This window comes from Kluyvera sp. CHPC 1.251, assembly GCF_036759945.1.
Classification (GTDB): Bacteria; Pseudomonadota; Gammaproteobacteria; order Enterobacterales; family Enterobacteriaceae; genus Kluyvera; species Kluyvera sichuanensis.
Genome location: NZ_JAPKIC010000002.1, coordinates 308,652 through 331,707 on the forward strand (window position 1 = coordinate 308,652; position 23,056 = coordinate 331,707).

The 23,056-nt window shown below is 54.5% G+C and carries 22 protein-coding genes; 7 read left to right on the forward strand and 15 right to left on the reverse strand.

Annotation, left to right across the window (positions count from 1 at the left end; genetic code table 11):
* Positions 1-317 precede the first annotated feature (317 nt).
* The gene (gene phoR / locus V6940_RS05900) at positions 318-1,613 is read right to left on the reverse strand and encodes a phosphate regulon sensor histidine kinase PhoR (RefSeq protein ID WP_333495184.1); all 1,296 of its coding nucleotides are present in this window, start codon (positions 1,611-1,613) and stop codon (positions 318-320) included.
* Between the two features lie 21 nt (positions 1,614-1,634).
* Positions 1,635-2,324 carry a phosphate response regulator transcription factor PhoB gene (gene phoB, locus V6940_RS05905; protein WP_185667191.1) on the reverse strand — a complete coding sequence of 230 codons (690 nt, stop codon included), beginning with the start codon at positions 2,322-2,324 and terminating at the stop codon, positions 1,635-1,637.
* A 191-nt stretch (positions 2,325-2,515) separates the two neighbouring features.
* On the opposite strand from phoB, the gene sbcD reads away from it, so the two are divergent.
* Together sbcD and sbcC are read left to right on the forward strand one after the other, a co-directional pair.
* A complete protein-coding gene (gene sbcD, locus V6940_RS05910; RefSeq protein WP_333495185.1) occupies positions 2,516-3,718 on the forward strand; it encodes an exonuclease subunit SbcD in 1,203 nt (400 codons plus the stop codon).
* Entirely contained in the window at positions 3,715-6,855 is a 3,141-nt protein-coding gene (gene sbcC, locus V6940_RS05915; RefSeq protein ID WP_333495186.1) for an exonuclease subunit SbcC, read from the forward strand. Before sbcD ends, sbcC begins: the two co-directional genes overlap by 4 nt.
* A 99-nt stretch (positions 6,856-6,954) precedes the next feature.
* Here the strand turns inward: sbcC and mak are convergent, their stop codons facing one another.
* Positions 6,955-7,857: a fructokinase gene (gene mak, locus V6940_RS05920; RefSeq protein WP_333495187.1), complete on the reverse strand. Its 903-nt coding sequence runs from the start codon at positions 7,855-7,857 to the stop codon at positions 6,955-6,957.
* An 87-nt stretch (positions 7,858-7,944) separates the two neighbouring features.
* Here mak and rdgC point away from each other — a divergent pair, with 87 nt between their 5' ends.
* Positions 7,945-8,856, forward strand: coding sequence for a recombination-associated protein RdgC (gene rdgC / locus V6940_RS05925; RefSeq protein ID WP_123649988.1), 912 nt, complete (start codon positions 7,945-7,947; stop codon positions 8,854-8,856).
* A gap of 40 nt (positions 8,857-8,896) precedes the next feature.
* On the opposite strand, the gene ppnP is transcribed toward rdgC, so the two are convergent.
* From ppnP to V6940_RS05945, 4 genes are all read right to left on the reverse strand, one after another.
* Positions 8,897-9,181 carry a pyrimidine/purine nucleoside phosphorylase gene (gene ppnP / locus V6940_RS05930; protein ID WP_333495188.1) on the reverse strand — a complete coding sequence of 95 codons (285 nt, stop codon included), beginning with the start codon at positions 9,179-9,181 and terminating at the stop codon, positions 8,897-8,899.
* A gap of 78 nt (positions 9,182-9,259) precedes the next feature.
* A complete protein-coding gene (locus V6940_RS05935) occupies positions 9,260-9,937 on the reverse strand; it encodes an AroM family protein (protein WP_333495189.1) in 678 nt (225 codons plus the stop codon).
* Positions 9,938-10,231: 294 nt separating this feature from the next.
* Positions 10,232-10,756: a shikimate kinase AroL gene (gene aroL, locus V6940_RS05940; RefSeq protein WP_333495190.1), complete on the reverse strand. Its 525-nt coding sequence runs from the start codon at positions 10,754-10,756 to the stop codon at positions 10,232-10,234.
* A 273-nt stretch (positions 10,757-11,029) separates the two neighbouring features.
* Positions 11,030-11,482 carry a YaiI/YqxD family protein gene (locus V6940_RS05945; RefSeq protein ID WP_220440106.1) on the reverse strand — a complete coding sequence of 151 codons (453 nt, stop codon included), beginning with the start codon at positions 11,480-11,482 and terminating at the stop codon, positions 11,030-11,032.
* A 157-nt stretch (positions 11,483-11,639) separates the two neighbouring features.
* Between V6940_RS05945 and proC the strand changes: the two genes are divergently transcribed.
* Positions 11,640-12,449, forward strand: a complete 810-nt coding sequence (gene proC / locus V6940_RS05950; protein ID WP_185667198.1) for a pyrroline-5-carboxylate reductase — start codon at positions 11,640-11,642, stop codon at positions 12,447-12,449.
* A gap of 67 nt (positions 12,450-12,516) precedes the next feature.
* On the opposite strand, the gene V6940_RS05955 is transcribed toward proC, so the two are convergent.
* The 4 genes from V6940_RS05955 to V6940_RS05970 form a co-directional block, all read right to left on the reverse strand.
* Positions 12,517-12,852: a PsiF family protein gene (locus V6940_RS05955; protein WP_185667199.1), complete on the reverse strand. Its 336-nt coding sequence runs from the start codon at positions 12,850-12,852 to the stop codon at positions 12,517-12,519.
* Between the two features lie 99 nt (positions 12,853-12,951).
* Positions 12,952-14,361: an alkaline phosphatase gene (gene phoA / locus V6940_RS05960; protein WP_333495191.1), complete on the reverse strand. Its 1,410-nt coding sequence runs from the start codon at positions 14,359-14,361 to the stop codon at positions 12,952-12,954.
* A gap of 105 nt (positions 14,362-14,466) precedes the next feature.
* On the reverse strand, positions 14,467-14,721 hold the full coding sequence (locus V6940_RS05965; protein ID WP_333495192.1) for a sigma-S stabilization anti-adapter protein IraP: 255 nt from the start codon (positions 14,719-14,721) through the stop codon (positions 14,467-14,469).
* A 306-nt stretch (positions 14,722-15,027) separates the two neighbouring features.
* On the reverse strand, positions 15,028-16,227 hold the full coding sequence (locus V6940_RS05970; RefSeq protein WP_333495193.1) for a multidrug efflux MFS transporter: 1,200 nt from the start codon (positions 16,225-16,227) through the stop codon (positions 15,028-15,030).
* A gap of 275 nt (positions 16,228-16,502) precedes the next feature.
* On the opposite strand from V6940_RS05970, the gene ddlA reads away from it, so the two are divergent.
* On the forward strand, positions 16,503-17,603 hold the full coding sequence (gene ddlA / locus V6940_RS05975; protein WP_333495194.1) for a D-alanine--D-alanine ligase: 1,101 nt from the start codon (positions 16,503-16,505) through the stop codon (positions 17,601-17,603).
* 195 nt (positions 17,604-17,798) lie between these two features.
* Here the strand turns inward: ddlA and V6940_RS05980 are convergent, their stop codons facing one another.
* Positions 17,799-17,993 (reverse strand): DUF2754 family protein, encoded by a 195-nt coding sequence (locus V6940_RS05980; protein WP_185667204.1) that lies wholly within the window; start codon positions 17,991-17,993, stop codon positions 17,799-17,801.
* Positions 17,994-18,242: 249 nt separating this feature from the next.
* Between V6940_RS05980 and V6940_RS05985 the strand changes: the two genes are divergently transcribed.
* Complete coding sequence (locus V6940_RS05985) at positions 18,243-18,545, forward strand: DUF2755 family protein (RefSeq protein ID WP_185667205.1); 303 nt, start codon at positions 18,243-18,245, stop codon at positions 18,543-18,545.
* Here the strand turns inward: V6940_RS05985 and V6940_RS05990 are convergent.
* Positions 18,542-19,645 carry a DUF1615 domain-containing protein gene (locus tag V6940_RS05990; RefSeq protein WP_333495195.1) on the reverse strand — a complete coding sequence of 368 codons (1,104 nt, stop codon included), beginning with the start codon at positions 19,643-19,645 and terminating at the stop codon, positions 18,542-18,544. The genes V6940_RS05985 and V6940_RS05990 overlap by 4 nt on opposite strands.
* Positions 19,646-19,676: 31 nt before the next feature.
* Positions 19,677-20,900, reverse strand: coding sequence for a peptide antibiotic transporter SbmA (gene sbmA, locus V6940_RS05995; protein ID WP_333495196.1), 1,224 nt, complete (start codon positions 20,898-20,900; stop codon positions 19,677-19,679).
* Between the two features lie 331 nt (positions 20,901-21,231).
* On the opposite strand from sbmA, the gene ampH reads away from it, so the two are divergent.
* Entirely contained in the window at positions 21,232-22,389 is a 1,158-nt protein-coding gene (ampH, locus tag V6940_RS06000; RefSeq protein ID WP_333495197.1) for a D-alanyl-D-alanine-carboxypeptidase/endopeptidase AmpH, read from the forward strand.
* On the opposite strand, the gene V6940_RS06005 is transcribed toward ampH, so the two are convergent.
* On the reverse strand, positions 22,386-23,012 hold the full coding sequence (locus V6940_RS06005) for a helix-turn-helix domain-containing protein (RefSeq protein ID WP_333495198.1): 627 nt from the start codon (positions 23,010-23,012) through the stop codon (positions 22,386-22,388). The genes ampH and V6940_RS06005 overlap by 4 nt on opposite strands.
* Positions 23,013-23,056 lie beyond the last annotated feature (44 nt).

The following is a 23,056-nucleotide window of genomic DNA, read 5'->3' on the forward strand; positions in this document are numbered from 1 at the left end:
GCGGGATATGCTCCCTTCGCGGCGTAGAGAAGAATAGTTTTTTGATTTACCGCGCATATACAGTCTGTTTACGACTGCATGGGGGCCAATTTAAACGCTTATAACGTTTTAAAGCAACACGGGATCGCAAAACCAGATGATTATATTGATAGTGAAAAAATAGGCAGACGTATTAACTGGATTTAAGAAAAACATCCGGCTAATCATGCGAACAAAAAATAATCAGACGTTCGTAAATCACGCGGCGTTTACTTGACTGCAAAGCAAACAGACCAGCCGAGGCTGGTCTGTGGAAAGTTAAGCTGACAAGCGCGAAATTACTCGCTATTTCTGGCAATTAAACGTTCCGGCAGCAGGAAACTGAAACACGAACCTTTGCCGAGCGTACTGGTAATGTCCAGCCGGCTATCGTGATGATTAACCGCATGTTTAACAATTGCCAGCCCCAAACCGCTGCCGCCGGTCTGTCGCGAGCGTGCTTTATCAACGCGATAAAAACGCTCGGTCAGCCTTGGCAGGTGCTCAGGCGCAATCCCCGGACCGTTATCCTCAACGCTGAACAACGCCCCATGCGGCGCGCGCTGCCAGCGCACGGTAATCAACGTGCCTTCCGGCGTATGGTTAACGGCGTTATAGACCAGGTTCGACATCGCGCTTCGTAGCTGTTCTTCGTTACCCAGCGCTTTTAGCGACTCATCAATCTCAAAGTGGAACTGGTGCTTATGCTGGCTGAGCGTCTGCGCCTCACGCTCCACCACCTTCAGCATCATTGGCACATCAATCTTTTCGTTCAGCGCCAGCGTCGGTGAAGCCTCGATTTTAGAGAGCGTCAGCAGCTGTCGAACCAGCCCTTCCATGCGCTGCGTCTGCTCACGCATAGTGTGCAGTGCTTTCTCTCGTACATTCCCTTCCAGCACCTGCTCCTGCATCATCTCCAGGTAGCCCTGCAGCACGGTCAACGGCGTGCGCAGCTCATGGCTGACGTTGGCGAAGAAGTTCCGCCGCGCCCCTTCCAGCTGGTGCATCTGCGTAACATCGCGCGCCACCATCAACAGCTGACGGTCGGTATACGGCATCACGCGGATCTCCAGATGGCGGCCGCTGTTCAGCACCAGATGTAACGGCTTTAAGAAATCACGCTTTTTGAGGTGTTGGGTAAATTCAGGGTAACGCAGCAGGTTGAGGATGTTCTGCCCGCTATCGTCGGGCCAGCGAAGCCCCAGCAGCTGCTGGGCCAGGCCATTACACCAGAAAATGGCCCCCTCTTCGGTGGTGAGCACCACCGCATCTGGCAGCGATTCGGCACCGCTACGGAAGCGTTTAATCAGATTGCCCAGCTCGCGGCGGCGTTTTTTATTACGCAGCTGCATCTGGTTAAGCCCGTAGAGCAAGGGCTCCCAGCTACCGCGTCCCGGCGGAGGGGTCATACTTCGGTCGACCCAAAGCCACCAGGAGAGCCGTAATAAATTCCAGAAATGCCAGATAAGCAGCCCGGTCACCGCCGCCAGTAAAAACCACGGCAGATAACCAAAAATCAGTCCCAGTATCGCGGCCGGGAGACAGCATAACAGCAGCTCCAGCACCAGCCTTTTCCATGACAGCCGTTCCAGCACGCGTCACACTCCTGTCAAAAATTAGAAACGGGCAGAGAAACGATAACCCGTGCCGCGAACGGTTTGCACCATGCGGTCATGACCACTGTGTTCCAGCGCCTTACGCAGACGACGAATATGCACGTCGACGGTACGGTCTTCAACATAAACGTTGGTGCCCCAGACGTGGTTCAGCAGCTGTTCGCGGCTGTACACGCGCTCCGGGTGCGTCATAAAGAAATGCAGCAGCTTAAATTCGGTTGGCCCCATATCCAGCGGATTTTCACCGGTCATCACGCGGTGAGAAGTCGGGTCAAGGCTCAGCCCCTGCATCTCAATCACCTCTTCCACCGCCATCGGTGAAATACGGCGCATCACCGCTTTAATGCGGGCGACCAGCTCTTTTGGTGAGAAAGGTTTGGTGATGTAATCGTCGGCGCCGGTTTCGAGGCCCCGCACGCGGTCTTCTTCTTCACCACGGGCCGTCAGCATCACCACCGGAATGTCACGCGTCAGCGCTTCACGTTTGATATGCTTAATAAATTGCAGTCCCGAGCCGCCCGGTAACATCCAGTCGAGCAGAATAAGGTCGGGCCAGGGTTCATTCAGTTTGCTGATAGCGGTATCGTAATCTTCTGCTTCCACCGGCTGAAAACCGTTTTGCTCCAGAACGAAACAGACCATCTCGCGGATTGGCGCTTCATCTTCAACGACCAGAATACGTCTTGCCATTATTTGCCCTGTTTTTAGACATCAGTATTATATACGGCGTCATTATGCGTCAGATTTATGACAGATTTATGAAAAACATGACCGTTAGATGATCGCGGTTTACGGTTTATGACACACCCAAAACGCGCTCATCGACCTCAACGTAGGCTGATGTTTATAATCAACTTTACGCCACTTCTCACGGAACCGCTATGCGCATCATCCACACTTCGGACTGGCACCTTGGCCAGAACTTCTACAGCAAAAGCCGCGCGGCTGAACATGACGCGTTCCTGAACTGGCTGCTCACCACCGCCGAACAGGAGCAGGTGGATGCCATTATTGTCGCGGGCGATATCTTCGATACCGGCTCCCCGCCAAGCTATGCGCGAGAGCTGTACAACCGATTTGTGGTCAATTTGCAGCAGACCGGCTGCCATCTGGTGGTGCTGGCGGGCAACCATGACTCCGTGGCAACGCTGAATGAATCCCGCGATATTCTCTCATTTCTGAATACCACGGTGATCGCCAGTGCCGGTCATGCCCCCTTTATTCTGAATCGCCGCGACGGCACGCCCGGCGCGGTATTCTGCCCGGTGCCGTTCCTGCGCCCACGTGACATTATTACCAGTCAGGCGGGGCTCTCCGGCGGCGAAAAAGTCCAGCAGGTGCTGGCGAGTATCACCGACTATTACCAGCAGCAATACCAGCAGGCCTGCGACCTGCGCGGCGATGCCACGCTGCCGATTATTGCCAGTGGACACCTGACCACCGTCGGAGCCAGCAAAAGTGACGCGGTGCGCGACATTTATATTGGCACACTGGACGCGTTTCCGGCGCAAAACTTCCCGCCTGTCGACTATATCGCGCTGGGCCATATTCACCGGGCGCAGAAAATCGGCGGCAGCGAGCATATTCGCTACAGCGGTTCACCTATCGCTCTCAGCTTTGATGAAACCGGCAAAGCCAAAAGTGTCAATCTGGTGAGCTTCACTGACGGCAAACTTGCCGACGTCACGCCGCTTACCGTACCCGTGACTCAGCCGCTGGCAGTGATCAAAGGCGATTTTGACGCTATCAGCGCCCAGCTCGCCGAATGGCGCGATGCCGCCGCAGCGCCGAGCACCTGGGTGGATATTGAAATCACCAGCGACGAATACCTGCATGATATTCAACGTAAAATTCAGGCCATCACCGACGACCTGCCGGTCGACGTGCTGCTGGTGCGCCGCAGTCGTGAACAACGCCAGCGCATTCTGGCAAGCCTTGAACGCGAAACCTTGAGCGAGCTGAGCGTCGAAGAGGTATTTCAGCGTCGTCTGGCACTGGAAACGCTGGAGGAGCCGCAGCAACAGCGCCTGCACGCGCTGTTTAATGAGACCCTCCAGAGTCTTGGCGAGGAGGAACAGCCATGAAAATTCTCAGCCTGCGCCTGAAAAACCTTAACTCGCTCAAGGGTGAGTGGAAAATCGATTTCACCCAGGAGCCGTTTGCCAGCAACGGTCTGTTTGCCATTACCGGCCCAACCGGCGCGGGGAAAACCACCCTGCTGGACGCCATCTGCCTGGCGCTGTACCACAAGACGCCGCGCTTGAGTAATGTCTCCCAGTCGCAAAATGATCTGATGACCCGCGACACCGCCGAATGTCTGGCAGAAGTCGAGTTCGAGGTTCAGGGCATAGCCTACCGCGCCTTCTGGAGCCAGAACCGCGCCCGCAATCAGCCGGACGGCAACCTACAGGCGCCGCGCGTTGAACTCGCCCGCTGCGACGACGGGCAAATTCTGGCGGATAAAATTAAAGACAAACTGGAGATGACCGCCTCGCTGACCGGACTCGACTACGGTCGTTTTACCCGCTCGATGATGCTCTCACAGGGCCAGTTCGCCGCCTTCCTCAACGCCGAGCCCAAAGAACGCGCGGAACTGCTCGAAGAGCTGACCGGTACCGAAATCTATGGCCAGATTTCAGCGCAGGTCTTTGAAAAACATAAGCAGGCGCGTGGCGAGCTGGAGAAGCTTCAGGCGCAGGCCAGCGGCGTGGTGCTGTTGAGCGAAGAGCAGCAACAGACCCTGACACAGAGTTTGCAGGCACTTACTTCTGACGAGCAGCAGTGGCAACAACAGCAGACCATCGCTGCGCTGCATCAACAGTGGCTCACCCGTCAGCAGGAGCTGGAACAGGACGGGAAGATCCACCAGCAGTCGCTCAATACCGCCCGTCAGGCGCTGGAAGAGGCGCAGCCGCAGCTTGCAGCGCTCAACCGGGCGCAGCCTGCGGAAGCGTTACGCCCGCGCTGGACGCAGCTACAGGAACAGGCCGCCACGGTGGTGAAAACCCATCAGTTAGTAGAGCAAGTAAATACTCGCTTACATGATTCCCGCCGCCTTCGCGACCGTCTTCGTCTGAGCGCTGAGCAGCAGGCCGCCGCGCTCCAGCAGACCCAAACCCAGCTTCAGCAGTGGCTGCAGGAAAACGAACACATCCAGCAGTGGCTGGGGGAACTGACCGGCTGGCGCAGCGCTTTCAGCCAACAGTCCCGTGAACGTGCTCAACTGGAGACCGCTGCGCAGCGCCTGGTTGATCTGGAAAAACAGCTCGCCCAACTGCCTCCTTCGGCGCTGACGCTGACTCAGGAAGACGTGGCCGGGCAGATAGCCCAGCACGCGGCAACCCGCCCGCTGCGCCAGCAGCTAAGCGCACTGCATTCACAGTTCATACCGCTGCAAACACGCCGCCAGCAGCTTTTGCACGCACAGCAGCAGCGCCAACAGCAGTTGGAGACGCTGACCGCCGGGCTCACCCAGCTCCGCCAGGTCTATAAAGAGAAAAAGCAGCAGCGCGACGACGTCAATGCCATCTGCGAGCTGGAGGCGACAATCGTGCGTCTCGAGGCCGAGCGTGCGCGTTTGCAGCCAGGCGCGCCCTGCCCGCTGTGCGGCTCGACCAGCCACCCGGCGCTGGCGGAGTACCAGGCGTTAGCCCCGGATGCCAACAAAGCCCGCCGCGATGCGCTGGAGAAAGAGGTCGCCCAACTGGCGGAAGAAGGCGCCACGCAGCGCGGTCAGCAGGCCGCGCTGGAAAAACAGCAGCAGCAGGAAAATGCCGAGCTGGAAACACTTTGTGAGCGAGAGCAAGCACTTACATCACAGTGGCAAACGGTCATTCAGGGGTTGGATATTACGCTACAGCCTGCTGACGATATCAACGGCTGGCTGGCAGCGCAGGAAGAGGCCGAACAGCAGCGTTATCAGTACAGCCAGCGCCTGACGCTCGATGCACAGCTCCGCGAGCTACGCGCCCAGCATACCCAACAGCAGAATGAACTGGCGCAGAGCGCCGCTTTGCTGACCCAGACGCTTGCCGGTTTCGGCCTCGCTGTCCCGCAGCCTGGCGAAGAGCACCGCTGGCTAGCTGCCCGTGAGGCGGATACCCAGCGCTGGCAGCAGCAGCAAAAACAGCATCAGGAAATTCAGCAGCAGCTCGTGCAAATCCAACCGCTGCTCGATACCCTTCCTGCAGTGCAAAATCCAGAAGATTTCCACCCGGTCACCCTCGACGGCTGGCAGCAGGTGCACCATGACTGCGTATCGCTGGAGAGCCAGTGGCACACGCTCCAGCAGCAGGAAGCGCAGGAGAAACAGCGTCTGCAGCAGGCCGAGCAGGCCTTCGACCAGGCGTTGGCCGAGTCGCACTTTAGCGATCGTCAGGACTTCCTCAGTGCGCTGCTGGATCAACATGAACGTCAGCGCCTGGAGCAGCTTAAACAGACGCTGGAAACGCAGCATCAGCAGCGCCAGACGTTAGCGGCACAGGCGCAGGAGGCACTACAGCGCCATCTGACCCAGCGACCGGAAACGCTGAGCGAAGTATTGACGCTGGCAGATGCCCAGACGCAGCTCCAGCACATTTCCCGACAGCTCCGTGAAAACAGCGAACGCCAGGGCGAACTGCGCCAGCAGTTGAAGCAGGATGAAGAGAACCGCCAGCAGCAGCAGTCGTTGTTCCTGGAGATAGAAAAAGCCAGCGCTGCGCTGGAGGACTGGGCGCATCTGAATGCGCTAATTGGCTCTAAAGAGGGCGATAAGTTCCGCAAATTTGCTCAGGGGCTGACGCTGGATAATCTGGTGTGGCTCGCCAACGAACAGCTCAGCCGCCTGCACGGTCGCTATCTGCTTCAGCGTAAGGTCAGCGACGCGCTGGAGCTGGAAGTGGTCGATACCTGGCAGGCAGATGCGGTCCGCGATACCCGCACCCTCTCCGGCGGTGAAAGCTTCCTCGTCAGCCTTTCTCTGGCGCTGGCGCTCTCCGACCTGGTAAGCCATAAAACGCGCATCGACTCTCTGTTCCTCGATGAAGGGTTCGGCACGCTGGATAGCGAAACGCTGGATACGGCGCTGGACGCGCTGGATACGCTCAACGCCAGCGGTAAAATCATCGGCGTGATTAGCCACGTAGAGGCGATGAAAGAGCGGATCCCGGTACAAATTAAGGTGAAGAAGATCAACGGATTGGGGTATAGCCGATTGGATAAAATGTTTAGCGTGGAGTGAGGTTTCCCCTCACCCCGGCCCTCTCCCAGAGGGAGAGGGTGAAAAGCGATACCGAACGGTCCCCTCTCCCTCTGGGAGAGGGTTAGGCTGAGGGCCAAATCACGCCGGCCACAACCACGCCGCCCCACGGACTCCGCTGGAGCCCCCGTGCAGCGCCTTGCGAATCGGCGTTTCACACTCGCCGCCGAATACCCACGCTTTCACCAGCTCCGGCACCGTCTGATACAACCGTTCAACGTTGCTCATCCCGCCGCCCAGCACAATTACGTCAGGGTCAAGAATATTCACCACGTGCGCCAGCGATTTTGCCAGCCGCTGTTCGTAACGGTGGAGCGCCTGCTCGGCCAGCGCGTCACCCTCATCAACCAGGCGCATAATCTCATTTCCCTTCAACGCCTTGCCGCTTAAACGTTGATAGTCGGTGGCAAAGCCGGTGCCGGAAATAAAGGTTTCAATACAGCCCTGCTTGCCGCAATAGCACGGCACCTCCGCCCGGAAGCGCAGCTCGTCATCGTTCATCCACGGCAGCGGATTATGCCCCCACTCGCCCGCCGTGCCGTTACCGCCGATGTGCGCGCGACCGCCCAGCGCCACGCCCGCGCCGCAGCCGGTACCGATGATCACCGCGAACACCGTCTGCGCCCCTGCTGCCGCACCGTCCACTGCTTCAGATACCGCCAGGCAGTTAGCATCATTGGCCAGTCGCACCTCGCAATTGAGGCGATGGCTGAGATCTTTATCAAACGGCTGGCCGTTGAGCCAGGTAGAGTTGGCGTTTTTCACCACTCCGGTATAGGGGGAAATTGAGCCGGGAATGCCCATGCCAACCGTGCCTGTTTGCCCGGTTGCCTCTTCGGCGAGAGCAACAAGATGCGCAATGTTCTCAATGGTTTGCTGATAATCACGTGGCGTGGGCAAGCGGTGGCGATAAAGCTGCTCACCCTGGTCGCTTAGCGCGATGACTTCGGTTTTCGTTCCACCCAGATCGATACCAATTCGCATTCATAACTCCTGTTTAAAACAATGCAAGGGCGAGGACAATTCGTTATCATTGCCCGCTGATTTAACGACAACACCGTGGAAATTATCATGCTGTGGTTCAAAAATTTAATGGTTTATCGTCTCAGCCGCGACATCTCCCTGCGCGCGGAAGAGATGGAGAAACAGCTCGCTGAGATGACCTTCACCCCATGCGGCAGCCAGGATATGGCAAAAACCGGCTGGGTACCGCCGATGGGCTCACACAGCGATGCGCTGACGCACACAGTAAATGGTCAGATCATCATTTGCGCCCGCAAAGAAGAGAAGATCCTGCCCTCTCCGGTGATTAAACAGGCGCTGGAAGCGAAGATCCAAAAGCTCGAAGCCGATCAGGGCCGTAAGCTCAAGAAAACCGAAAAAGATTCGCTGAAGGATGAAGTCCTGCACTCTCTGCTGCCGCGTGCCTTTAGCCGCTTCAGCCAGACGATGATGTGGATCGACACCGTTAACGATCTGATTATGGTTGACTGCGCCAGCGCCAAAAAGGCGGAAGATACCCTGGCGCTGCTGCGTAAAAGTCTCGGCTCGCTGCCGGTGGTGCCGCTGACGCTGGAAAATCCAATCGAACTGACCCTGACCGAATGGGTACGTTCCGGATCGGCGGCGCAAAGCTTCCAGATTCTGGATGAAGCCGAGCTGAAAGCGATCCTCGAAGACGGCGGCGTGATCCGTGCGAAGAAACAGGATCTGGTATGCGATGAGATCGCCTGCCATATCGAAGCCGGTAAGCTGGTGACCAAGCTGGCGCTCGACTGGCAGCAACGCATTCAGTTCGTGATGTGCGATGACGGCTCCATCAAGCGTCTGAAGTTCTGTGACGAACTGCGCGATCAGAACGAAGATATCGACCGTGACGACTATGCTCAGCGTTTCGACGCAGACTTTATTCTGATGACCGGCGAGCTGGCGGCGATGATTAAAAGCCTGGTAGAAGGTTTAGGCGGCGAAGCCCAACGTTAAGCGGGAAATTCCCTTCCTGCCTCAGCAGGAAGGGAATGCATCACAGATAGCGGCACAGATAAGAGGTTGGCTCTGCAACCTGCAGGTTAAATTCGCTGTGGCCCGGTACGTTGAACACTTCCCCAGCGGAATAGACTTTCCATTCGATTTCACCCGGTAATAGCACGTTCAGCGCGCCGCTAATCACGGTCATCTCTTCCGGCTGCGCGGTACCGAAGGTGTATTCGCCTTCCGCCATCACGCCCACGCTAGCACGACCCGTGCTGCTGCTGGTAAAGCCAATGGATTTCACTTTTCCGTCAAAGTATTCGTTGCTCTGAAGCATAAACAGGCCCTTATTATCTCGTCGTCAAAAGACCAATATAGGGTTGCGAACAGAAACCTGTCACGCGAAATCATACGCTTAACACAATAATTCTGCCGCCAGTCTGGCCACCAGCACATTCGACAAGAGAACCGGCACATCCAGCGCCTTTTGTAGCAGGTCACGGTGACGCTGGTGATAGCTCAGCGAGTCTAACACCAGCACATCAGCCCCTTGATCCAGCAGCGAGTTACCGGCTGAAATCAGGTGCTGGTCAGTATCGCGAAGCGGGTTAGCCAGCGCGTAGTAAGGCAAATTGGACAGCATCTGCCACTTCTCCTGTTGGGCATCGAGAATGGCCTCTACGGGGACCAGAACCCCGACCTGATGCCCCTCGACGATAGAGGCGACCAACGGTGGAATAATACGCTGGGGCTCCAGCAGAATCGCATTGCGCGCCACCATACTGCGTAATTTAAACGTATTCAGTAGCAGAATGACGTCATAAGATTGATTGTCCAGCACCTCAATCACGGCCTGCAGGCTGTGCTCGACTTTCAGGCGGGAAACTTCAGCAAACTGGTTATCATTTAACAGAACCAGCAAACGTTCTTCACCGGGTTCTGGTGCATACTCTTCCATGACTTCCACACGGCTCATTTTGCCTAACAGGCTAATGTGGGTAATTTGATCTTCCCTGATGTGCTCGGTCAATAGCGGCAACACTTCACTGACGGGCACTACCCCAATCGTAAGAATCGCCATCGTTGCACTCATGTTATCTACCTTCTGCTTCTCTGATGTTCGCTTTACACATAGCCACCTGGATGGATGAAAAATACCGCTCAAAAGCGTAGCAGTTCATCCGTCGGGCAGAATGTAAAGATTCCCGTTATTTCCAGTACTCTCCTGATAAAGTTTGATTTTAACTTTTCTATAACATTAATGATAAACCAAAAATGTGACTTACGCACAACATAACCACAAAATAAAAATGGTTATATCGGCAGTCAGAGGTAAAACCTGAGGAGGAGAAAACGCAGAATAAAGAGGGACAGCAGGCGTGCCCTGCTAGCTGGCCGTGGCCAGGTGCAGAGCATCAAGAATCAGGGTAACAACGCGCTCAGGCGCCGCAGAGGCATCAACAACGTAGTGGGCGGTTTCGCGATACAGCGCATCTCGCTGCGCCAGCACTTCAGCCACTTCTTCGCTAATCGGTTTACCGGTCAGCGTCGGACGCTGGGATGCTTCTGGAAATGCTTCCAGACGACGCGCCAGAACCGGCACCGGAGCGTTCAAATAGATAACCACGCCATTCTGGCGCATAAATTCGCGGTTAACCGGTGCGAGAATGATACCGCCGCCCGTTGCTACCACCGTGCTCGGTTGGGTGACCGACATCAGCGTCTGAGTCTCGCGTGCGCGAAATCCCCCCCAGCCTTCGAGGTCGACAATCTCCGCCACGCTCATACCGGACTGCTGCTGTAACGCCAGGTCAGTATCAACAAAGTGAAAATGGCAGGCATGGGTAAGCGCTTGACCTATCGTCGTTTTTCCGCAGCCTCGGGCTCCGATAAGAAAAATCGGCTGTGTCATGACCTGGAATTCCCCCTGATGACGCGTAAATGCGGGATAAGTAGATGAAGCGTTAATGATATCACCAAACTAGTACACAAGTAAGTGTAAACCTTATGTTACACCAAGGTGTAATCAGAGACCTGTTTCACCGCGATGGGCTTTTATACCGCGCCGTTTAAGCGTAAAAAAAACATGCCACAAAGCGTGTCGCTAACAGTACATGAAAGTGCCGGGCTTTGACAAGCCAGACGTTGCGGCAAAAGGTAGCACACTTATGTGACAGAAATCACGTCAACCGCGTTTTACCGCCAGCAGCCATTTATCCAGTTCAGCGGCAAACTGCTGTCGATCGCGCTGGGAGAGCGCCGCAGGTCCACCGGTCTGAATACCGCTGGAGCGCATGGTGTCCATAAAATCACGCAGGGTTAAGCGCTCCTTGATGGTCGCCTCGCTGTAACGTTCACCGCGAGGATTCAGCGCCGCGCCGCCCTTTTCCAGCACCTCAGCCGCCAGCGGGATGTCGGCAGTGATCACCAGATCGCCGGGCTCGCAGAGACGAACAATTTCGTTATCGGCCACATCGAACCCTTTTGGTACCACCATCGCGCGGATAAAACGCGATGGTGGCACACGCAGATACTGGTTAGCGACCAGCACCAGCTCAATCTGCGTGCGGTCTGCGGCGCGAAACAGCACCTCTTTAATCACGTTCGGACAAGCGTCCGCATCAACCCAAATGGTCATCGATACTCCAGAGTGAATATTATCGCAAAGCGTGATTATACAGAGAGCCGGGGCGCGTACGTAATAATTGCCAGTTGAATGATAAAAGTAGGTTACCCATCGCCGGGAATCGCCTATAACAGTAAACTACGAAAAAAACAGACAGAGGGAGAGAGAAATGGAGAAGAAGATTGGCTTCATTGGCTGCGGCAACATGGGGAAAGCCATTCTTGGTGGCCTGATTGCCAGCGGCCAGGTACTTCCTGGGCAGATTTGGGTCTACACGCCGTCACCGGATAAAGTGGCCGCGCTGCGCGACGAGTTCGGCATTAATGCGGCACAAAGTCCGCAGGAAGTGGCTCAGGTTGCCGACATCGTCTTTGGTGCCGTGAAGCCGGGCATTATGGTTAAAGTGCTGAGTGATATCGCCTCTAGCCTGAATAAAGACTCACTGGTGGTGTCCATCGCGGCGGGCGTAACCCTGGAGCAGCTGGCGCGCGCGCTGGGTCACGATCGTAAAATCGTACGCGCCATGCCTAATACCCCATCGCTGGTGAATGCCGGGATGACCTCCGTCACCCCGAACGCGCTGGTGACGCCGGAAGATATCGCCGATGTGCTGAATATCTTCCGCTGCTTCGGCGCGGCTGAAGAAATCGCCGAAGCGATGATCCATCCGGTAGTAGGCGTCAGCGGCTCAGCGCCAGCCTACGTCTTTATGTTTATAGAAGCGATGGCCGATGCCGCCGTGCTGGGCGGAATGCCGCGCGCTCAGGCCTATAAGTTTGCCGCACAGGCGGTCATGGGCTCGGCGAAGATGGTGCTGGAAACCGGTAAGCATCCGGGCGAGCTGAAGGATATGGTCTGCTCCCCTGGTGGTACCACTATTGAAGCCGTGCGCGTGCTGGAAGAGAAAGGCTTCCGCTCTGCGGTCATCGAAGCGATGGCCAAATGCATGGAAAAATCAGAGAAAATGAGCAAGTCATAAGTCTCAGGCCCGGCATCGTGCCGGGCCTGATTTTCTTGCCATAAAAAAGCGCCTACGGCGCCGTTACTTATTTGTTTTTCAGACAGGTGCTCATAAAGGTTTTACGTTCATCACCTTTTAAGGTTTTGGTTGCTGCCTGCGCGTTACAATCCTTCATTTTTTGCTGCTGCGGGGTCAGTTTTTTGCCGTCAGCGGCCGCACTCTCCCCTTTCAGACAGCTGCTCATAAAGGTTTTACGCTCATCACCTTTCAGGGTTTTTGACGCGGCTTCATGATTACACGTGCTCATGCGCTGCTGCTGCGGCGTCAGGGTTTTCTCCGGCGCTGCCGCCGTCGTTGCCGCAGACACGGCACCCGCCGTAAACAGACCACACAGTAGGGTAACCAGTAATGTTGTTTTCATTGCACCATCCTTTTGTGAGTAGAACTCTGTAAGTCTGGTCGCTGGAAGGAATATTACCAACCCGACGACAAAATATTGCCGTCGGGCGGGTGTCAGGGCTTAAAGCCCCAGCGCCGCTTTCATGGTGTAGTAGAGGTCCGTCTGGTCGGTCAGGCCAACCACGTTCGCCGCGTGCGGGCCATAGGCCGCGATGCGCAGCTGGGTGCCGGTATGCTCCATCGACTCTTCTTCCGAGTTGCCGTAGCTCATCACCATCACCGAACCATCTTTGGTGTTCAGCGCCTGCGTCAGGCCAGGAGCCTTCGTTTCCGGTGGGATAATCTGGCTGGCGTGAGCGTGATCAGCGGTGACGATCACCAGCGTATTGCCGTCTTTTTTCGCAAATTCCAGCGCTTTCTGTACCGCTTCATCCAGATCAACCGTTTCGCCAATCTGGCCACACGGGTTTGCCGCGTGGTCCTGTTTATCAATAGACGCGCCTTCTACCTGCAGGAAGAACCCTTTTTCACTGGTGCTCAGCAGAGAGATCGCTTTATCGGTCATCTGCGCAAGAGTCGGTACGCTGGCATCGCGTTTCGGGTTCGGGGCGCAGGTCACGACCGGTTTATCGAGATTGCCGTGGAAAGAGGCTTTTGGCCCTTCCCAGCGTACCGGCATGTTGCCATCGGAGAACAGGCCCAGCAGCGGCTTATCCTGATTTGCCTGGGTAATCGCCGCCAGCGTTGTGGCATTATCAACGAGCTGATAGCCTCGCGCCTGCGCCTGTTCACGTAGCGTTTTCCCCTGCCATTCCCCCGCCGTTGCGGTTTCAGCAAAGGTCTTCGCGCCGCCGCCCAGCGTCACATCCGCGCGCGCATTCAGCAACTGTTCGGTGATGGAGCCCTTGCCACCTTTCTCCAGCGCGTTGGTTGGGCATTTTTCACTGGTCACGCTTGGGCCGTAGCATTTACGCGAAGTCACATGTGATACCAGCGCAGCAGGAGTGGCATCCTGCAGTTCGGCGGTAGAAACGTTCCCTGTTGCCAGGCCAGCCGTTTTTGCCAGCTCAAGAATGGTCTGGTGATCTTTTTCGTGGATGTCCACGCCCAGCGCACCGTTATAGGTTTTCACCCCGGTACTCCAGGCCGTTGCGGACGCCGCAGAATCGGTTACATAATCCGGCTTACCGGTTTTTTTATTCAGCGCGTAGTGCGTGTACTGCCCGGTTAACGGCAGCGCATCGATACCTTTGAAATAACCACCCGCCCCTTCAGCATAGTTACGCGCAGCGGTAATTTCAGAATCGCCCATACCATCGCCAATCAACAGAATAACGTTTTTGGCCTGCTTATTATTCAAAGAAGCGCGAATGGCTTCGGTTTGATCGGCAGATAAACGGCGAGCACCGCCCGGCTGGGTAATATCCCCTTGCGCGGCGCGGTTATCCAGAACGGCAGTTGATGTGTCCGCGTGTGCGGCAGATAAACCCAGCAGAGGTAATAATGCGGCAAAAATAGCACTGTATTTCACGTTAGTTTCTCCATGTACAAATACTTAAAAAATGAAACATGGAGACTGTAAGAAAAGTGCGTGACATTTTAATGACACCCCAAATGATGTCATTACCTACTAATTTTAGGGATGCAGAAATAACCGTTTAACGTGGTTATATAAGAGTTCGCTATTATGGTCTTCGGCGTGTTCTGTGGGAGCGAGTTTATTCAACGTCGCGGCTATTTCATCCTCCAGTGCCGGGCCAGAACCTTGCTGTAAATGCTGTAAAAGCGTGGTCACCACCACTTCAAGTGCATCGACCTGAATACGTAACGCGTTTGCTTCATCTTCCTTTTCGGCCAGTTTGACCAGCAGTTCTGCAATGAAATTTTTCATCGCGCGTTTTCCTTGTATGACGGCGTGGGCAGGACTCAAGCCCTGAAAAAAATAAATAGACCGTGAAACCCTACGGTGCTATTCCCCTTTCAGCAACACCGAATAGAATTACAATATATTACGTATTCTGCAATAGTCCTCGGTAAAAATATAATCCTCATCAATATCATGGAATTACTTACCAATACCGCCAGCGAAACGTTTTTCTCATTTAATAATGCAGGGCGCAAAGAGGTAATATGAAGAGTGTAGTGCGATAATCAGGGAATAAACGCCACCGCGTTTATTCCCCTCTCAATACCGGTATTACTGACGTACGGGTTGCGCCCGACGCAGCATTACCGCTAATTGCCAGAGGTTAATCAGCACAATTACCGCGGTGACAATAAATACCCAGCGGAAACCGGCCATCGCCGAAATGGAGGCACCTATTAACGGACCGGCCACGTTACCCAGGTACATAAAGGACTGGTTATAACCAAAAATACGCCCGGTGACGCGCTCGCTAATATACTTCAGCAGCAGCGTTTGTACCGCAGGCAGCATCGCGCCATCGGCAAAGCCAAGAATAAAGCGCAGCACGCCCAGCTGAAACGGCGTGGTAACAAACGACATAGCAAAGAACAGCACCACCGCAAACGTCAGCGTCCCCAACAGTATGCGGCCCGTGCCGATACGATCGCCCAGTTTACCCAGCCTCGGGGCCGAAATGAGCGCCGATACGCCGGGGACGGCGGCAATCATGCCGCTTAAGAAGGCGATATTGCCGCTGTCGGGTGACATCGATTTAATAAACAGCGCCAGAATCGGACTGATAGACCCGTTACATAACTGAATAACCATGGTCGTGACGAACAGGCTAATCACTAGCCCCGGATAGGGCAGCGTCGCAAATACCGCTTTCCCGCTGAGCTTCTCCCCTTTATTGAACTGCGGGCGCGGGCCCTCTTTAATCAGGAACAACGTCACCAGGAAGCTCACCAGCAGCAGGAACGCGGTGATGTAAAAGACCATTCTCAGGCCAACGTGGTCGGCCAGGAAGCCGCCCAGCAGCGGCCCACCGATAACGCCAGTGATTTGCGCCGTGGACAGTGTGCTGAGCGCCCAGCCGCTGCGCTCACGCGGTACCTGAGAGGCCACCAGCGCCATCGCGTTAGGAATATAGCCTGAGGTTAAGCCCATTACCGCACGCAAGATAAAGAGTTGCCAGACGTTGGTTGCAAAAGCCTGCAACAGGATAGCAATCGCCATCCCCAACGAGGCACGCAGCAGCATAAGCTTACGGCCTTTACGGTCGGCCAGGCTGCCCCACATTGGCGAAACAATCGCAGAAACCAGGAAGGTGACGCTGAAGGTTAACCCGGACCACATGGAGAGAGATTCATGGGAGGTGACGCCCAACTGCGCCACGTAAAGCGGCAAAAACGGTAAGATCTGGCTGATAGCCAACCCGGTGAAAAAACAACCGAGCCAAACAGAAATAAGGTTAACCTTCCAGGATTCCATAACTACACGTATTCGTTCTTTTTGCGAGGACAAGTAAACAGGTTAGCAAGTTGCGCTTTGCGCCGTATTGTCAGAGATGCTTAATGCATTATTTCAGAACAATATCAGCCACTCAGCGCTTTTGTGTGATAAATATCACGCTTCAGGCGCTATTATGCAGTCACTTATTCTTAAGCCTTGCCTGTGATTTACGCACTTTGGTATGGAAAAGGCAGATGCCTCCCCACACCCGTGGTATGTTATGTGCTTTGCGTTTGGAATGGATGGAATTTGAGATGGCAAAGTTGCGGGTTGGGATTGTTTTTGGCGGCAAATCAGCGGAGCACGAAGTCTCCCTACAGTCAGCTAAAAATATCGTAGAAGCGATTGATAAGACGCGTTTTGAGGTCGTTCTGCTGGGGATCGATAAGCAGGGGCAGTGGCATATCAGCGATGCGCAAAACTACCTGTTAAACGCCCACGACCCGGCCCATATCGCACTACGCCCTTCCGATATCACACTGGCACATATCCCTGGCAAAGCGCATCAGCAGATGATCAATGCTGCAAGCGGCCAGCCGCTGGATGCCATCGATGTGATTTTCCCGATTGTTCACGGCACCCTGGGTGAAGACGGTTCCCTGCAGGGCATGCTGCGTATGGCAAACCTGCCGTTCGTCGGCTCTGACGTCCTGGGTTCCGCTGCGTGTATGGATAAAGACGTCACCAAGCGTCTGCTGCGCGACGCTGGGCTTTCTATCGCGCCATTTGTGACGTTAACCCGTCGCACCCGCGACAGCTTCTCGTTCGAGGAAATTAAAGCGAAGCTCGGCCTGCCGCTGTTTGTTAAACCGGCAAACCAGGGGTCATCCGTCGGCGTCAGTAAGGTGAACAGCGCCGAACAGTATCAGCAGGCCGTGGCGCTGGCGTTTGAATTTGACCACAAAGTGGTGGTTGAACAGGGCATTAAAGGGCGTGAAATTGAGTGTGCGGTGCTCGGCAATGATGACCCGCAGGCCAGCACCTGTGGCGAAATCGTCCTGAACAGCGAATTCTACGCCTACGACACCAAGTATATTGACGATAACGGCGCGAAAGTGGTGGTTCCGGCGGCAATCTCCGCCGAAGTGAACGACAAAATTCGTCATGTTGCGATTGAAGCCTACCAGACCTTAGGCTGCAGCGGGATGGCGCGTGTTGACGTGTTCCTGACCGAAAATAACGACGTGGTAATTAACGAAATCAACACCCTGCCGGGCTTCACCAATATCAGTATGTATCCAAAATTGTGGCAGGCCAGCGGTCTGGATTACACTTCGCTGATTACGCGTTTGATTGAGCTGGCGCTGGAACGTTATCAGGCCGATAAGGCGCTGAAAACGTCGATGAACGGGTAATAGCTTCACAACGATGTAGTTCTTGTAGGTCTGATAAGCGCAGCGCCATCAGGCAATTCGGCGCTGATCGCCGGATGGCGACGTTGCCTTATCCGGCCTACAGTAACGATACAACTCTTGTAGGCCTGATAAGCGTAGCGCCATCAGGCAGCCAACTGTGAAGCTGATGCAGGCATAACAAATCCACCAAATGAACTACTCTTCCCGACGGCGAATGATAAAACCGGCCAGCCAGAAGCTAATCACCCAGGTCACCATCCCCACGGCATAGGTTTGCCAGCCCTTAGCTTCGAACCCAAGCAGCCCCACTATTCCGTTCAGAATAAAGATAAGACCAATGGCAAAGGCGTAGTAATGCCAATCACGGCGAATTTTTGCAGGCAGGTTCATAGCGGCTCCAGCATAAAAAAAAGATGATGCCATAAACCCGCGCCAGCGTCTGTGGTGTAAACAACAATTCGCAGATGTTAAATCAATTAACGTCAAGCCGAAAACGGATAATCAATAAGCCAGAGTGATAATCCAGGACTATTCCTGCTCAAAATTTACCATAAATCCGATATTGACAATCCCTTTCTGCTGCCACACTCACTCCAGTATCACGAAACGATCGGCATTTACGTTATCCTGGAGGTCTCAATGACAGATTTCACGTTGTCAAAACTCATGTTCAGTGGGAAAAAGAGGGACTCCTCCGCCTCAGGCAACCTGGCCTACGCGCTTTTCGTTCTGCTCTGTTTTTCGGTCGGCGCGCAGCTGTTGACTTTGGTGGTTCACGCACCCGGTGTCTATGAGCATCTGATGCAAATGCAGGACAGTGGTCGTCCGCGCGTTGAAATTGGCCTTGGCGTGAGTACGCTATTTGGCGTGGTGCCGTTCCTGGCAGGCTGCGCTATTCTGGGCGTTGTATCCCTCGTGCGCCGCCTGCGTCATCACGATTAATTGCTGGCCATACATTTGGCCCGACGCTCATCCACCCGTTTTGCAAACCACGCCGTGGTTAATTTACGGGTGATCTTCGGGCTTTCAAGCTGAATCCCCGGCAACATCTCTTTTGCCAGTGATTTACCCGCCTTCTGCTCAGCAATTTTATAAACACCTTTGTAGAGCGCAGTGGTTTCAAACGCCTGGCTATCGCCTTTTTGCAGCTGACGATGGATATCGCTATTGCTAAGCGATAGCTGGCTGGCAAGCTTTCTGACCGCCATTTCCGTACTGCCAGGTTCATCGCTACCGTAGAGAATCACATCACCGTCGAGCGCTAATTTTACGCCAGTGGCCTTGCTCACCGCGTACTGGAATGCCGCATTGCGACTGGCATACCAGCCAGCGTTAAAATCAGCAAAACGATAAATCGGCGCCGTGTAGTTGGCCGGATAGTTCAGCAGATGATAGGTGCCAAACCATAAGCCGCCGCGCAGGGTAAAGACCTCCTGACGCACGGTGCCGTCCATCTTCCATGGATAGCCGTTCTGGTGCTGCTCGGCAAAGGCGATGCTTACCTGCATCGGCCCTCCGGTGTGTACCGGGTTCAGCGAGCCAAACAGCTTCTGCCCCATCGGCACCATACCGATAAAGTCATCAAAAATGGCACTGAGCTGTTTTTCCGTTTTGACGCTATCCAGCCGTTCACTGTAGCTCTTGCCGGTAGGCGAATTGATTTTCAGCGCCGTGTGCACGAGGAAGACCGGAATATGCATCTTCTCGGCACGACGATCGATCTCCTGCCAGGCAATTTTGCTTAACCCCGGCACCGCCGGGTCTGCCTGGTAGTTAGACTCCTGCTGGGCCACCGCCAGCACCGAACAGATATTCTCTTCGGTTGGCGAAAGCTTCTGGCTTTCAAACGTTTTCGCCAGCGCCTGTGCCCAGGCATCGCGGTCCTTCACGCTGGCCGGCATTTTTTGCCGCACAACGCTTGCCACATCTACCGGTTTTTCTCCCGCCTTCATCGTGGGTGCCTGCTGGCTGGTACAGGCGCTGAGCAGTACCGCCAGGAAAGGCAGAGGGAGCGCAAGGTAGCGCGATGCGGCAATCGCCATGAGATATCCTTATAAAATGAAAGCGTTGTTATTAAACCTGCGGTTGAGCGATTTCATCTGGTAGTTCTTTGTCATCCAGTTCTCGTTCAAAGCTGCGCAGACGTTTGTAGATGGACATCAGTTCCACCAGCGTTGTCCAGGAGTTAATGAGGTACTGGAAAGAGCTGCGAACCTGGTCAAAAACGTTGCTGATCTGGGTCATTAAACCCAGCGTAATCGTACCGGCAACAATCGATGGGAACAGCAGGAACAAACCGAAAACGGCATCCGCCTGAATATAAATAATACGGGCGATATTAAAATAGGTGTAATGGAAATAAAGCTTGAAGTAGTTACGACGCACGGCGCTAAAGAGTTCTTTTACCGTTGGCGGCGTGGCGCGTTCAGCATTGTCTTCCCCATATACCAGTTCTTTACGGTAGGCCGCTTCCACACGCTGGTTCTTAAAGTTCAGACCTGGGAGTTTGATCCCCACGACGGCTAATAAACCGGTTCCCAACAATGACCATACGATAGCGGCAATCACCAGACCATATGGTACATAACCCACAATCGGCAACTCACGGACATGCGGGGAGAGCGCGACCAGAACCGGTAAAAACGCAATCAGCTTCATGACGGCGTTAAGCAGGCTAACCCCCATATCTTCGAGAGTAGAGGCAAAACGCATGGTATCTTCCTGCACACGCTGAGCGGCACCCTCGATATGGCGCAGATGCTGCCAGTGGACCATGTAGTATTCGTTCATCGCAGTACGCCAGCGGAAGACATAGTGGCTGATAAAGAAATTACTCATAACGCCAACAATCACGGCAATAAGCGCAATCCCCAGGAAGACACCGACCTCCTGGTAAAACTGTGAGATCGTCGTTTTATGCGGTGCCGAGAGGGCAGACTGAATCAGATCGTAAAACGGCGCATACCAGGCGTTAATCGCTACGCTGACTTCGACCTGGAACCAGGTGACGAAAATGATCAGCGCGGTTCCCAATATTGACCAAAGTTGCCAACGGTGTGGGCTACGAATAAACCAGTAAGCCGCGAATAACCCAACGCACGCCACATAGTAGGCGTAAAAGACCATAAAATTCGGCGACCAGAAGCGCGCCGCACTGATTGGCACATCACGACTCGCTCCGGTGAGGTGCAGCAACCAACTGCCTCCCCCCACCTGCCAGAAAATGACCGTTATTAATGCCCAAATAAATGCCGAGATAAAAAAGGGACCCGGCTTAGGGAAAAAAGACTTAAACATAGTGCTCTCCTGCTAACTTCTTATGATTCTGCTTTGTGCTGTGACAACAGAATACCGCTACGGATCATTTTTACCGTAAAGAGGTATTAGGCGATGTAACTGTGCAATCAGACCTGAAAATGGCGATAGAGTTCGCCAGATGGCATCGTATGTATCATACGCGCCGGATCACAAAAGTGCGTATCCACCTCAATGAATAATCACTGCATTTACGCTCGGTTACGTTTTTCCCGCTATCATACCGTTTAATGGCGCTGCGCCTGATGCCGATTCGTTGTATTTTTAGTATAAATACGCGTTATCTCCCCATTTCAATTCATGGATGCCTCCGTTGAAACGTAGTCTGTTTTTTTCTGCCGCGCTCTGCGTGGCGTCATTGACCTCGGTGCAGGCTGCACAGCCTCTTACCACCCCCGCGTTTGCGTCCGATATTGTTGACCGTTACGCCAATCATATTTATTACGGTAGCGGCGCAACCGGCATGGCACTGGTGGTCATCGATGGCAACCAGCGGGTGTTCAGAAGCTTTGGCGAGACGCGCCCAGGCAACAACGTGCATCCCCAGCTCGATTCCGTTATCCGCATTGCCTCACTGAGTAAGCTAATGACCAGCGAGATGCTGGTAAAACTGCTCGACCAGGGCGTGGTGAAGCTTGACGATCCGCTCAGCAAATATGCTCCGCCGGGCTCACGCGTTCCCACCTATAACGGCGCGCCGATAACGCTGGTCAATCTGGCAACCCATACCAGCAGCCTGCCGCGCGAAATGCCGGGCGGCGCGGCTAATCGCCCGGTATTCGTCTGGCCAACGCAGTCTCAGCGCTGGAGCTATCTCTCCACGGCAAAACTGCACGCTGCGCCAGGCTCACAGGCGAGCTATTCGAACCTGGCGTTTGACCTATTGGCCGACGCGCTGGGCAACGCAACGCATAAACCTTACCCGCAGCTGTTTGAAGAGCAAATCGCCCGTCCGCTGGGCATGAAGGACACCACCTTTACCCCCTCTCCGGATCAATGTGGTCGTCTGATGGTGGCGGAAAAAGGAGCAAGTCCGTGCAATAACACGCTCGCGGCCATGGGCAGCGGCGGTGTTTATTCCACGCCGGGCGATATGATGCGCTGGATGCAGCAGTATCTTTCATCTGATTTCTATCATCGCAGCAGTCAGGCCGATCGCATGCAAACCCTGGTCTACAAGCGCAATCAGCTCACGCGCGTGGTGGGTATGGACGTTCCGGGCCATGCTGATGCGTTAGGGCTAGGCTGGGTCTATATGGCGCCGAAAAATGGGCGGCCGGGTATTATCCAGAAAACCGGCGGTGGCGGCGGTTTTATCACCTATATGGCGATGATACCTCAGGCTAACGTGGGCGCATTTGTGGTGGTCACGCGTTCTCCGCTTACCCGTTTTGTGAATATGAGCGACGGTATCAACGAGTTGGTGACCGAACTGAGCGGCAACAAAGCTGCCGTCATTCCGGCGTCTTAATAGTGAGTAGGCAAGCGAGTGATGCTAACGAGTTTGCCTTTCTCCATCTCGATATACTCCCCTTTGCGTAACGCGGAGAGCACTTCGGCTATGACTGAACGTGAGATTCGCGTGCGCTGCTGAATATAGCTCAGCACCCCCATTCGCAAACGGATATCTTCATCCCAGTCGATCATCGTCAGCAGCGTAGAGCGGATCTGATGGTAATGGTTGGTGCCAATGAGCTGTCTGTCACGCATTTCTAGCATCCGGGTTTGCCATGTCATCCAGTAAAATGCGTCTCGCCATAGCTGATAGCGTTCCAGACACTTGAGCGTTTCCCGTGACGGAAGATAGTAACCACGGCAGTCGCTCTCTGCGACCAACTGGTATTCATTACGGATGGTATTCGCTGCACCCGCCAGACCAAAAATCGACGGACTGTGGACGATGCCGTACAGAATATGCCCCTCACTGCGGTGCAGCGACACCGCGCCCTGCTGAACGACAACCGTGACATCATTCATGGTGCAATTGGCAGGAAGAAGCATTTCCCCTGCAGCAATCTGGAAGCGCGTCCCTATTTGAGACAGTTTTTTATCAAGAGCCATGAATTCATTGAGCGGCTTGCTTGAAGAAGGCATGTTATGCAATCCCTGCAAAAAAGCCCGTCATCATGACGGGCGTG

Bases quoted from the DNA above. Each gene is read 5' to 3' on its own strand.
- aroL (WP_333495190.1), bottom strand. From the start codon at position 10,756: ATGACACAGCCGATTTTTCTTATCGGAGCCCGAGGCTGCGGAAAAACG.
- V6940_RS05980 (WP_185667204.1), bottom strand. From the start codon at position 17,993: ATGAACCTGCCTGCAAAAATTCGCCGTGATTGGCATTACTACGCCTTT.
- rdgC (WP_123649988.1), top strand. From the start codon at position 7,945: ATGCTGTGGTTCAAAAATTTAATGGTTTATCGTCTCAGCCGCGACATC.
- proC (WP_185667198.1), top strand. From the start codon at position 11,640: ATGGAGAAGAAGATTGGCTTCATTGGCTGCGGCAACATGGGGAAAGCC.
- ppnP (WP_333495188.1), bottom strand. From the start codon at position 9,181: ATGCTTCAGAGCAACGAATACTTTGACGGAAAAGTGAAATCCATTGGC.
- V6940_RS05990 (WP_333495195.1), bottom strand. From the start codon at position 19,645: ATGGCGATTGCCGCATCGCGCTACCTTGCGCTCCCTCTGCCTTTCCTG.
- V6940_RS05965 (WP_333495192.1), bottom strand. From the start codon at position 14,721: ATGAAAAATTTCATTGCAGAACTGCTGGTCAAACTGGCCGAAAAGGAA.
- mak (WP_333495187.1), bottom strand. From the start codon at position 7,857: ATGCGAATTGGTATCGATCTGGGTGGAACGAAAACCGAAGTCATCGCG.
- V6940_RS05970 (WP_333495193.1), bottom strand. From the start codon at position 16,227: ATGGAATCCTGGAAGGTTAACCTTATTTCTGTTTGGCTCGGTTGTTTT.
- V6940_RS05945 (WP_220440106.1), bottom strand. From the start codon at position 11,482: ATGACCATTTGGGTTGATGCGGACGCTTGTCCGAACGTGATTAAAGAG.
- sbcC (WP_333495186.1), top strand. From the start codon at position 3,715: ATGAAAATTCTCAGCCTGCGCCTGAAAAACCTTAACTCGCTCAAGGGT.
- V6940_RS05935 (WP_333495189.1), bottom strand. From the start codon at position 9,937: ATGAGTGCAACGATGGCGATTCTTACGATTGGGGTAGTGCCCGTCAGT.
- sbcD (WP_333495185.1), top strand. From the start codon at position 2,516: ATGCGCATCATCCACACTTCGGACTGGCACCTTGGCCAGAACTTCTAC.
- sbmA (WP_333495196.1), bottom strand. From the start codon at position 20,900: ATGTTTAAGTCTTTTTTCCCTAAGCCGGGTCCCTTTTTTATCTCGGCA.
- ddlA (WP_333495194.1), top strand. From the start codon at position 16,503: ATGGCAAAGTTGCGGGTTGGGATTGTTTTTGGCGGCAAATCAGCGGAG.
- V6940_RS05985 (WP_185667205.1), top strand. From the start codon at position 18,243: ATGACAGATTTCACGTTGTCAAAACTCATGTTCAGTGGGAAAAAGAGG.
- V6940_RS06005 (WP_333495198.1), bottom strand. From the start codon at position 23,012: ATGCCTTCTTCAAGCAAGCCGCTCAATGAATTCATGGCTCTTGATAAA.
- V6940_RS05955 (WP_185667199.1), bottom strand. From the start codon at position 12,852: ATGAAAACAACATTACTGGTTACCCTACTGTGTGGTCTGTTTACGGCG.
- phoB (WP_185667191.1), bottom strand. From the start codon at position 2,324: ATGGCAAGACGTATTCTGGTCGTTGAAGATGAAGCGCCAATCCGCGAG.